This window comes from Synechococcus sp. HJ21-Hayes (assembly GCF_024345835.1).
Taxonomy (GTDB): Bacteria; Cyanobacteriota; Cyanobacteriia; order PCC-6307; family Cyanobiaceae; genus Vulcanococcus.
The window spans coordinates 1-11,274 of record NZ_JAGQBW010000035.1 but is presented as its reverse complement, the minus strand read 5'-3'; the positions used below and the strand labels follow the sequence as shown (position 1 = coordinate 11,274).

The 11,274-nt window shown below is 61.6% G+C and carries 4 protein-coding genes and 1 pseudogene; 1 reads left to right on the top strand and 4 read right to left on the bottom strand.

What is annotated here, in order from left to right; translation table 11 throughout:
* Positions 1–369 precede the first annotated feature (369 nt).
* Positions 370–1,412: pseudogene (locus tag KBZ14_RS15515) on the top strand (integrase core domain-containing protein).
* 238 nt (positions 1,413–1,650) lie between these two features.
* Here the strand turns inward: KBZ14_RS15515 and KBZ14_RS15510 are convergent.
* The 4 genes from KBZ14_RS15510 to KBZ14_RS15495 all read right to left on the bottom strand — a co-directional run bounded on the left by KBZ14_RS15510 (position 1,651) and on the right by KBZ14_RS15495 (position 11,105).
* Positions 1,651–3,027, bottom strand: coding sequence for a coiled-coil domain-containing protein (locus KBZ14_RS15510; RefSeq protein WP_255119251.1), 1,377 nt, complete (start codon positions 3,025–3,027; stop codon positions 1,651–1,653).
* A 62-nt stretch (positions 3,028–3,089) separates the two neighbouring features.
* Positions 3,090–9,185: an AAA domain-containing protein gene (locus tag KBZ14_RS15505; protein WP_255119250.1), complete on the bottom strand. Its 6,096-nt coding sequence runs from the start codon at positions 9,183–9,185 to the stop codon at positions 3,090–3,092.
* On the bottom strand, positions 9,182–9,808 hold the full coding sequence (locus tag KBZ14_RS15500; protein ID WP_255119252.1) for a 4Fe-4S single cluster domain-containing protein: 627 nt from the start codon (positions 9,806–9,808) through the stop codon (positions 9,182–9,184). Before KBZ14_RS15500 ends, KBZ14_RS15505 begins: the two co-directional genes overlap by 4 nt.
* 16 nt (positions 9,809–9,824) lie before the next feature.
* Complete coding sequence (locus KBZ14_RS15495; protein ID WP_255119249.1) at positions 9,825–11,105, bottom strand: AAA family ATPase; 1,281 nt, start codon at positions 11,103–11,105, stop codon at positions 9,825–9,827.
* Between the last annotated feature and the right edge of the window lie 169 nt (positions 11,106–11,274).

Sequence of the window (11,274 nt, the reverse complement as noted above, 5' to 3'; positions counted from 1 at the left end):
GAGGCTGGCTGGTTTTCGATCGATTCGAGCCGGAATGCAGGCGGTGATGCACGACATCACGGCACTGCTGGCGCTGGTACGGCGACAGCCGCAGCCCAACCTGTGTTGAAACTTTGAATCAGCCCTGCGCCAGGACCAGGTTGACCGTTTGGCGGCCTTCAGTCCATAGCCTCACGCTGCGGAAACCCCGACAGTGCCCGCGGCGCAGGCGCAACCGGCGAACCTGACAGCCCAGAGGCGCTGCGGTGCAATGGATCTCGGTGTCGCCGCGCAGGCGCATCACGTAGTTCCAGCTGACGTGGACCCCAAAAACTGAACCAGTCTTTATGAGAGCTTCCCTACCGGCCAGAATTGGCCAGGAGAAGCCCCATGAAACGCAAGCGCCACAACCCCGAGCAGATCATCCGCAAGCTGCGCACTGCTGAGCAGCTCCTCAACCAGGGCCAGAGCGTCGCCGATGTCTGCAGGGCCTTGTAGGTGTCTGCCCCCACCTACCACCGCTGGCAGCAGCTCTACGGCGGCATGAAGGCCACGGAGGCCAAACGCCTCAAGGAGCTCGAGCTGGAGAACACACGGCTAAAGCGATTATTGGCAGACGCCGAATTGGATAAGGCGATGCTCTAGCCCGAAGGGCTTCTGCGAAGCAGTAGGAGCTTGCCGAGGGAAACTTCTAAGCCCGGAACGTCGCCGCAGAGCCGTCGTGGTTCTGCAGGATCGATTCCGGGTGTCCCAGCGTCGTGCCTGCCGGCTGGCGGGCCAGAATCGCAACACCCAACGCCGGCCGGTGCCGGTGGCGGATATCGAGGAGCAGAAGCTGCGCCGGCGGATCCGGGAGCTGGCCCGGCGCCATGTGCGCTGGGGCCGCAGGCTGGTTTACCGGCGGCTGCGGCTGGATGGCTGGAGCGTCAATCACAAGCGGGTGCAACGGATCTGGCGGGAGGAGGGGCTGCAGCGGCCCCTGCCACGCAAGCGGAAGCGTTCTCGGCCTGCTGACGGTGGCCGGGAGCTCCTGCGGGCTGAATGGCCGCACGCTCAAGTTCCTGAACGTGATTGACGAATTCAGCCGGGTCTGCCTGGCGATTCGGGTGGGCCGCTGTTGTCAGGCTATGGATGTGATCGACACGATCGAGGAGCTGCTCAAGCTGTATCCACCTCCCACTCACCTGCGGATGGACAATGGCCCTGAGTTCATTGCCCACGCCCTGCAGGAGTGGTGCACAGGCAGCGGAACAGGAACGGCGTACATCCCGCCAGGCTCACCCTGGGAGAACCCATTTGTGGAGTCATTCAATGGTCGATTCAGGGACGAGTTTCTGAACATCGAACTGTTCACCACGGTGCAGGAAGCCAAGCTGTTGGCGGAGCAGCACCGAATCGAGTACAACGTGTACAGACCGCATTCGGCTCTCTAGGGGCGTACGCCCCTGGAAGTCCTCCAGCAATGGAAAGCGGCTTGATCACCCCATCAGCTCTCATAAGAACTGGAGCAGCAAAGGGGGTCACGTCACCGAGAGAATCTGGGGGAACCGTCTCTCATAGGAAACTGTGCTGTCACGATATTGGCTCCTACGCCAAAGCCCAAGACCTGTTGCGCCAAGGTCATACCTACCTCGATGCCTATGGCGATGGCCAGGCTTGCGAAAGCTTGCGCTAACTCCCTTTCATCTGGCGCTGGCTAGGGGCGGCTGGTCTGGTCGCCGCATTGCGCTGGTCCGCGATCGTTGCCGAATCCACAGCTCTGATCTCCAAAGGCAGCTCGCCAATTGCCCGTGAAGCCAGAATCTTGGCCTCAAGACCTGCGTCTTGAAGGTTTTTGAGTACGGCCGAATGGGCCGTGCACCATTGCTGTTCGACCTCCACATCCCTCTGCTTTTGTTGCTCAGTTGGGTCTGCAGCTGGATCGCCAAAGCGCACCACTTGGGTTCGCACGCGGCCATTCACGTCCTGCAGCTCCACTCCGTAATCACTGCTTCCGGGTTTTTGCAACATCAGCTGGCCGCCTTCTGCCCAGGCGGTTGCCATGCCTTCCCGCACGTCATAACCCAGCTCTCGCAGGGATCCCAACACCAGGGAGCGGATCTGTTCGCCGTCTTGGCGCTGGGCCTCGGCATCGCACCAGTTGCGTACGGCAGCTGCAACTTCAGTAATCACTGCTTGGGGCTGACCTTTAAGGATGTGCAGCTGCTCGATCAATGCTGGTGGCACCGCTTGATAGATCGCCAGTTCCGCTTCCAGTGCAGCCAGGCTGGCTTGGCGGATTTGTTCCACACGATCAGCACTGAGGGCCGCATCGATCTCCAGTGCCAGCGAATTGGTGAGAAGCCGGCGCTGGGATACATCGACCACCAAGGCCAAGTTCTCCAGGCGCTCGGCGAAGTCTGCGATTTGGCTGGATTCCCCCAGTAGCTCCAGTTGTACGAGCAAACGCCCGACCCGCTCGCCAGCGGCATCGATTGTTGGCAAGGCATCAATCTTTTCCGTCTTGATGCTCCCCACCAGCTCTGTGGTGGCTGCAGCAAGGGCCCCATCGCCCACTTCCACGGCGGCAGCGTTGAGCCTGTCCAGGGCAGCTTCTAGGGCACCAGTGGTGGCTTGAGCCAGGAGCTCATCCCGTTCAGTGCCAAGCCCCGCCCGCTCCAACCGGCTGGCCGCATCAGCAATGGCCAGCTGTAGAGAGCGCTGGCCCTGGCGGGAATCAGCCAACTGGCGGGTGAGCTGCTCTTTGAGTTCCTGGGTCTCCTGCTCAATGAAGCGCAGTTGAGCCTCACTGAGCTGCAACAGTTGCTCGAGGTCGGTATCGTCAGGCCAGCTTTGGAAGCGCTGCTCGATTTTCCGCACTGCGGCCTGGATCGTCTTCACGGTCTGGCCATCGGCCTGGTCTGCCAGTTCATGGATGGCGTCCTGCAACCGCTGGCGGGAGCGCTCCCACTGCTTGCGTTGGTAGGCAATGCGCTCGCGCAGCAGCCTCAGCTGACGTTCACGCTGGGCCTGGAGGACACGGATATCGACAATCTTTGGGCCGCTCATGGTTTGCAAAGGAGTTGGAGGTCGGAAGGTTTGGCAGAAGGGATGGGGCAACGAGCCGACGATTAGGGCGGAGCTGGAAGGGCTCTCTGAAGGGCTCGCTGCAAGCGGCTTTTCTCGCTGTTGGCGTCGATCAACCAGTGGCGCGACCAGATGCGGTGGGTATGAGGCACGCAGCGTTTCAGCACCGACGGCCGCCAGATCTCTCGGTCGCGGGCTTGCATTAAATCCTTGTGCCGCGGGGCGTCGCACTCGATACCAAGGGCAAACAGCCCCGTGGCGGGATCCCTAATGGCCAGATCAAAGCCAAAGGCATCCTGCGCCGGGGCCCGTTCCACCGCATACCCCAGCCCCTCCAGGTGTTCGGCCACCGTTGCTACGAAGCCGCGGCCGCTGCCTTGGGCTGCCCCAAGGCTGGTGCCATGGCGGGGCCCATCGTTAATACGCTCGAGCCAGCGCTCCGCATCGTCCAGTCGGCCGTCAGAGATGGCGGCGGCATAGATCAAGTACGACTGGAGAAAGTCGCGGGCTGTTTCTGGTGGTCTGCGGCTCCTCGGGAGGTCACTGATCTCTTCAATCGGCATTGAGTTGAAGATCACCACCTTGTCGCGGGCCCTGGAGGTGGCGACGTTGAGCCGCCGTTCCCCTCCCTGTTGACCCAACGCCCCAAAGAGGCGATGGAAACGTCCTTGGCGATCCCGGCCAAAGGTGGTCGAAAACAGGATCCAATCCCGCTCATCCCCCTGCACGTTTTCGAGGTTTTTGACGAAGAAGCCGCAATCTTCTCCGTTGTGCCGCCGTGCCCGTTCAAGAACCAGAGACTTAAAGAAGGCCTGGTCTTGATCGGCCCTCTCCTCCAGTAAATCTTCGATCAGATCGGCTTGGTTTTTGTTGAAACTCACGACCCCAAGGCTGGGGGCCTCAGGCTGGCTACTCCAGAGCTCCGCAAGAAAGTCCACGATGGCTTCGGCTTCATCGCGGTTGCTTTGGCCCTCGTAGATGCCATTGACGGCAATCAGTTCCAGGGGTCTGCGCTTGCAGATCTCATCGACGGGGTGCAAGGCCGGCACGCTGAGCGTGCCTTGATAGAAGGCAGCGTTCGAATGGCTGATGAGCGGCCGAAAGGTGGAGCGGTAGTGAATGTCAAGCGACACCTTGGCTAGGCCAGCCGCCATGGCCAATTCCAGCAGGTTGGAGCAGTCCTTGACTTGGCGGCGGATCTCCTGGGCCTCGATGGCGTCCTCTGAAAAGACATCCAGCCCATCGCTGTCGTCATCGCTGTCGGTGGCAAAACCGGTGTTGAAAAATCTGGTGGGGGGCAGTTGCTTGTCGTCACCACTAATGACGACCCGACCAGCTCGGTAGAGGGCTGGTAAGGCGTGCTCCACCGGAAGTTGAGACGCCTCATCAAAAATCACCAGATCAAACAAGTCCTGCCTCAGGGGGAAGATGCGGGCCACCGTTTCCGGGTTGGCCAACCAGACCGGTTTGAGCTCAAACAGGCCGCGCTCCTCGCCAAGCTCCACTACCTCACGCAGCTTGCGGGCCCTAGGCCCCGTCAGCATCACTACCTCGTCCCATTGCGCCCGTTGCAGGACCCGCTCGGGCTTCTGCAAGGCGGCGGTTTGCTCTCGGTTGATGGCCACGAGCCGCTCGTCCTGGGCGGCAAGTCGCTCCACCCGTCGCTCCACGTCTTCCCGGGCCAGCAACAACACCGGCTCCTCGGCTTCCGCTTGGCTGCGCCATGCCAACAGGGCCTCACGCCAGATCGTTTGCCGCACGGTTGACCCCACCGCGGTTTCAGGGCCCTGTTCAAGGCGAGAGCGTTCAGCGCTGAAATGGCTGAGCAGATGGCGCTCCTGCTCCGACAAGCCCCGGGTGCGACTGTCATACAGCTGGTAGTCCACCACCGTGGGCATGGCGGCAGCGATGGCAGCGAGCTCGGCGCTGATCGATTGATTCAGGGCCACAGCCTCGGTGCAACTGGCGATCCAATTGGGTTGGAACCAGGGGGTCAGGGTGTCCAAGCGCTGGAGGCTGCGTTGCCGTAGGGCCTGGCGTTGGATGCCAAGACGCAGGCTGCCCACCAAGTCCCGCAGGGATTCGGCGCGGCCCGATTGCAGGGCCAGCTCACAAGCTTGGGGTTCCGGGCACTGGGCAGCGCCCTCGACAAGGGCTCGCCCTTCCTGCAGCAGGGCGGCTAGGGCCTCCAATTGCCCCAAAAGTTGCAGTGGGCGCCTGTTGATCACCCTGGCATCGAGTCCCAGAGCACGTTGAATCGATTCCAAAGCCCGGCAATGGACCCTCAGCCCTAGGGCGTGGTCCAGATAGGTCTTAAGTTCTCCCACCCCCGCTGCACCGGCCCCAAGGGCATCGCTGGCTAAGGCCGCAAGGGTGGCCTTGGCCTGGCCAAAACGGGGATACACGTGGCGCAGCAAGGAGCGATGCCAAAGCAACCACCGGGCCGCTGCCTGGTTGAGTTCGTCGACATCGTCGTCATTGACGTGCTCCAGAACAGAGTGCCAGCGCAGGGCGATGCCCGGTTCTTGCATCAGCCTCAGCTGACGGATCTCCGTGGCAAGGCGCTCCTCGAGGGCTTGGCCGCTGGAATCGCTGAACAAAGGGAGCCAGCCGGGCAGTAGTGCCGCCAGCGTCTGAGACGCGGCAACAAACGCTGCTCCGTGCAACTGGAGCCAATGCTCCGTTTGCGTTGCATCCAGCGGTTCAAGCACCCCGCCGGAGTGCAGGCTTGCTTCCAAGCAGGCCTGTTGTCGGTACTCCTCCGCATCGGCGAGCTTGCTCAGGGCGTCTTGCAGGGACGCGAGGTTGCCTGGATCCGTTGAAAAGCGCTGCAGCACACTGAGGGCACTACCCTCTGGCTTGGCTCTCAGCCACAGGGGCGCCAGATCGCCGCCCAGCTCTGCCAGGGTTCGCACCTGTTCGTGGTGCAGGCCCACCAACCCAGGCCTCAAGCCAGGGAGATCCAAGCTGCCGCCCATGGCCTGGTCGGCGATCAACTCCTCAATCACCTGCCCGTAGAGGAAGCCACTGCTGCCAACGGCCATGGCCATGGCTTGATGCAGATCATCGAGTTCGTTTTCGAGCCGGTAGACATCGGTGGCGATGGCTTCCCGTGCCGGTGCCAGCGAGCGGGCATCGGGGCGCTGGGCAAGGTTGTCGAGTTGTTGCCTCAACTGCTGGAGGACGATGCGGCGATCCCGGCCTGGGTCGGTAATCAGGGCCAGCTTTGGGCCGAGGCCTACGGCATCGAGGCGGTTGCGGACCACCTCCAATGCGGCCTGTTTCTGGCAAACCACCAAAACCCGTTCGCCGCGAGCAATGGCGTCAGCCACCACATTCACGATGGTTTGGCTTTTGCCCGTTCCCGGCGGCCCTTGAATCAGCACTCCTGGGGTTTGGCGTGCCTGCGCCACCGCGCGTTTCTGGGATGGGTCGGCCTGGCTGACGAGGATCAGGCCGCTCTCGGGTGGTTCACTTTCTTTTGACGCTGGGCTTGCCGCCCGCCCATCACCAAGCCGCAAAAGGGAAGCCATGGGACCCTCTAGCGCCGGCATGCGCTCGAGCTGGGCCAGTTCATGGGCCAAGGTTTGGGCAGAGAAGGTGCAGTGAAAGAGGGCTGCTGCTGCGCAGAGGCGTTGGCTTTCTTCCTTGGCGAGCTTGCGCTCTTGGGGGCACGGCTTCAGTTCCAGATCGCTGCTCGGGAAGATGGTGCTCAGCACCTCCATCACCTGCACACCAGTGAGGGCTGCCCGCTGGCTGATTTCCAAGGCCGCTGCTTCGAGCTCGAGGCGTTGCCTTTGGCTGAGCAAGCTTGTCAGAGCAGGATTCAGGCGGATCCCTTCGCCGTCTTGGCGCTCGCTGTCAAAGCCAAGGCTTGGCCCTGCCCCTTGTTGACCTGAGCCGATCTGCACGGGCCAGAGCAACACCGGAACGAGGTTGGATTGGCGCGTGTCGTCCTGCGCTGCCGTTGGCGGTTTTAAAAGCAGCAGGGGAAAGCCCAGGTGCAACGCGGCTATGCCCGTTTCGCGCTGGTAGGCATCAACGGTTTGGCGGAGGCGCCGCAAACGCTGAGCCAGCCCCGGTGCTTCCTCCAATCGGCTGGGATCGATGAGCCGCAGCGACGACCGCCGGGAGACGACATGGTCGAGAAGGGTTTGAGCCGGCAGGGCATCACTGCCAAGTTCATTGAGGTCAATCCGGTCACCGCCCGGCTTGATGCTCAAGGCCAGCAATGGACCGCGCTGGATGCCTCCCAGGACGCGCCGGTGAAAGAAATGCATCAACCGTTGCCAATGTTCGCCCCCTTCCGGCCGTTGCCACTGCCCAGGGGGAATGGCCAACAGCACCAGGGCTCTGGCAAGGGAGATGCGCCGCTCGTAGCGGAATTGGTCCGCCCAATGGTCTGCCAAGGGGATGCCGCAGCGCACGAAATCCGCCAAACGATCGGCGAGGGTTTGGAGAACACTGCGTCGCTCCTGCTCCAACCAAGGCCGGGCTGCATCGTCACTCCAGCCATCGAGAAGCTCAGCGGTTGCAGCGGCTTGCCTGGCTTCTTCCAGCACCAGGGCGGCGGAACGGAACTGCTCGAGGGGAGCACTGATCAACAGCAGCAACTCTTCGGCGCTGCGGTTGCCCTTGCTAATCAGATTCAAGACCCCTTGATGGACGGCATCAGGCCAATCACGGCGACGTTGGGCCCAGGCCGCTTCTAGCTGTTGCCTGTTGCTCACTAAAGCAGCGGCTTCAAAGCGTGCTTCCACAAGGCTGAATTTCAGGCTCCTGGCCAGCTCCATGGCGTTGGAGCGACGTGCGGCCAGATCAGCCAGCCAGGTTTGGCGCCCAATACGCAGTAACCGCTCGGGCACAGATCCGCGCAACCAATCGCGGGAGCGCTCTGGGGTGGCCGCCAAAGTGGCGGGGGTCACCAAGTCACCCCTGAAGCAAAGGGGCAGGTTGGGGTTCAACAGCAGAAGAACCACCATCAACCGTTCATCGCAGGGCAGGGCCCCGTCATTGGCGAGGCGGCGGATTTCGGCAACGGGTTCTGCATCCCACTGCTTTTGCTCCAGCCAGGTGAGCAATTCACCGTTGGTGAGCTGCTCCAAAGCCAGCCCCCAGTTCTGCTCCTGGGCAGCGGCAAGGGCATACCTGGCAGGGGTGCGATGGCGCACACCACCAAGGGCAATGGCCTCCCCTGCATCCTCACTTGCAGCACTCTCGTAGTGAATCGCGATGTCGCGATCCCCAGAGAGCCAGCGCCCCACTTGTTCCGCGCCCCAGCGCTGGCTATGGTCTCGGGTCAACAGACCCATCAGAAGATCGCGCCAATCGGGCTCGATCGCAGCCGGGATGGCAATGCCTTCGGTGATGACCTGCAGCAACCAGGCCCGTTCGTGGATCCCTTCCCAAAGCCCGGGCCCTTGCCACTGCTCCAGCAACAGCAAGCCCACGCTCCACCAGTCGGAGGCCGGAGATTGGATGCCGATCAGCTGCTCAGGTGGCGAGTAACGGGAGACCTGACCATGGCCGTTGAGCGTCAGATCACCACTTCGAGGGGATTGGCTTGCTGCGACGGCCGACTCCAGCAGCGACACCTCCAGGGGGTCAAGGCTGGGGACGAGAAAGGCATCTGGGCAGATAGCGCCGTGTCCGCGGCCATCGCTGGCATAGGCCTCCAGTTGGGTGTGCACCGCCCTGAGCAAGGTGCGTATGAAGGTGTCATTTGCCCGGGATTCGGCGGGAATGGCATCGAGTCGTTGACCCGTTAAAGCCTCGCTGGAACCAGTGGAAGGGTCGTCACCCAGGTGCTCTGAAGCCTCTGCAGCGCTCGCTCCACAGCTCAGGCAAATTTGATCATTGGCCTGCATGGCATGGCCGTTAAGGCACCAACGGCCATCGCTTATCGAACCATCCTCTGGAGCTTCCACCTCTGGGGTCTCTGCCGCTGGGGCCCCTGGCAAATCCGCAGCGGGTACTACCGGTTCAGGATGGATCGGTTGCCCTCCCTCGGGCAGGGGTGGTTCATCGAGGATCGTGAATCCACAGGCCAGTCCCGTGGCCAAGATGCGCACGCAATAGAACTCCCCCGGGTCGTTGGCATGGCCACAGCTGGGGCAGGTTTTCACTAGGCGGATTGTCATGGCATGCACCCCGCCTGATCAGATGTGCTGAGCTCGAGGCCCAAACCCTGGAGCTGGCTTCGCAGCTTGGCTAGATCCCCTTGGCGAGGGATCCCAGCCAGCCAAACCTTGTCGCCATCGAGGCAAACATCTAAAACACTCTCCTCCGGTATTTGCCGGTAGCGCTCTTGGCCAAGGGGTGAGAGGCAGTGCAGCCGCTGGTTGTCTGAACCCCTTAGGGGCAAGGTTTGGCCCGCTCCAGCTTCAAAGGGGTCACTGATCAAGACATCGATCAACTGGAGGATGTCTGGATAGGTGCTTTGAAGCAGCTCCCAGCTCAAGCCTGAAAAGACCAGGACATCGCCCCCCTGTTGCTGTCGCCACCAGAGCAGCAGTTCCCGCAGGGCACCTGGTTGCTCAAAGGGTTCCCCCCCTGAAACTGTGAGGCCATCGGCGGCGTCATTCCAGCGGGCGATTTGCTCCACCAAGCTTTCAAGGGGCATGGTTCCAAGGCCGTGCTCCCAGGTGTCTTGGCTGACGCAACCAGGGCACTGCAAGGAGCATCCCTGAAACCAGACCGCAACTCGCTGCCCATAGCCAAGGCTGCTGACGGGGAAGTGGAGCCTGCTGAGATTCACGAACATTGAAGTAGCCGTCATCTCAGATGCCCTCCCCTGCCTGGAATTCCAAGGTCGTTAAGCCACCGCTGACCCGAACAGCGCTGACGCAGGCAGGTCCAGTGGCTGGCTGGTCGAAGAGTGCTCGAGCCAAGGGATTCACCAAGTGCGCTTCCAGTTGGTTGCGAATCCCGCGACCGCCGTCGGAGAGGTCGGCAAGACAAATGGCTTGCAGTTGTTGGCGTGCCGAATCGCTGAGCATGACGCTCCGGCCCGTCGCTTTCTCAACCCGCTCCAGGATCGCCGCCACCATCATCGAAAAGATCTCCTCTCCTACATCTGGGCGAATGAAATCGAAGACGATGACGTTCTCTCCGATGCGGTTCAAAATCTCAGGACGCCCCAGTTCCAGCTTGAAAAAACGGTCAATCTCCCCAGACACCTTCTGCTGCACAGCAACAAAGGGATCGTCGGGGCTGGTATTGGGTACCCGCTCACCATCGGGACCCATCCGATAGATGCCGAGGTTGGAGGTGAAGATCAAAAAGGCTTCGGAGAAATAGACCCGCTCACCACGCCCGGATGTGAGAACGCCGTCATCCAGCACCTGGAGAAACTTGTCGAGGATGCGCGGGTGCGCTTTTTCGATTTCATCGAAGAGCACCACCGAGAAAGGCTTCTCTTGGATCGCATTGGTTAGTTCGCCGCCAACGTCGTAGCCGACGTAGCCCGGAGGTGCTCCGATCAGGCGTTGATCGGAGTGCTCAGCGGCAAACTCGCTCATGTCAAATCGGATATAGGCCCCCTCATCGCCAAACAACAGCTCGGTGATGGTTTTGGCCAATTCGGTTTTGCCAGTACCAGTGGGCCCGGCCAAGAAAGCAACACCTCGCGGGCGGCCGAGCTTGCCCTGCTCACCGGTCAGGCCAATCACCGCCCGTTTGACGATGTCCAGCATCTTGGTCACCGCATGGTCTTGGCCCTTGATCCGGCGGCTGACGGTTTGGTCCGCCTGACGGATGTGCTCGCGGTTCAGCTGGGCCCAGGGGTTTTCGGTGACGCCAAGCTTGAAGCGGCGGATGCCATCCCCTAACTCCGTAATCGCTACGGCCTCCCGCCTGCAGAGGTCCGTAATGGCCACCATGTCGATCAGCAGCAATCCTTCGCACTGCTCAACCAAGGTGTTTTCTGCGGCTCGCAGGACCTCCTCGGTGGACGTTGCGGCCCCTGGTAGGCCTTTAACGAGGGTGGGAGCAACTTGGCGGCGGGTGTTGCGATCGGGATTGGGAACCGTGATCGGTCGCAGCCTGGGGTTGTTGACCACTAGCCATGGAGGCAAGTCACCCTCTTTGTCCGCAATCCAGATTGAGGTGGGTGCCTTTTATTGGACAGTTCCGGCCCCTGACATCGTTAACTCCGGGCGGGAGGAACAGGGTTCATTTTCAGTGTAGACCTCATCGGGAGTTTTGCCTCCCAGGGAGCTATGCGGTCTT

Excerpts from the sequence above, each read along its gene's own strand:
- KBZ14_RS15510 (WP_255119251.1), bottom strand. The coding sequence starts at position 3,027 with ATGAGCGGCCCAAAGATTGTCGATATCCGTGTCCTCCAGGCCCAGCGT.
- KBZ14_RS15505 (WP_255119250.1), bottom strand. The coding sequence starts at position 9,185 with ATGACAATCCGCCTAGTGAAAACCTGCCCCAGCTGTGGCCATGCCAAC.
- KBZ14_RS15500 (WP_255119252.1), bottom strand. The coding sequence starts at position 9,808 with ATGTTCGTGAATCTCAGCAGGCTCCACTTCCCCGTCAGCAGCCTTGGC.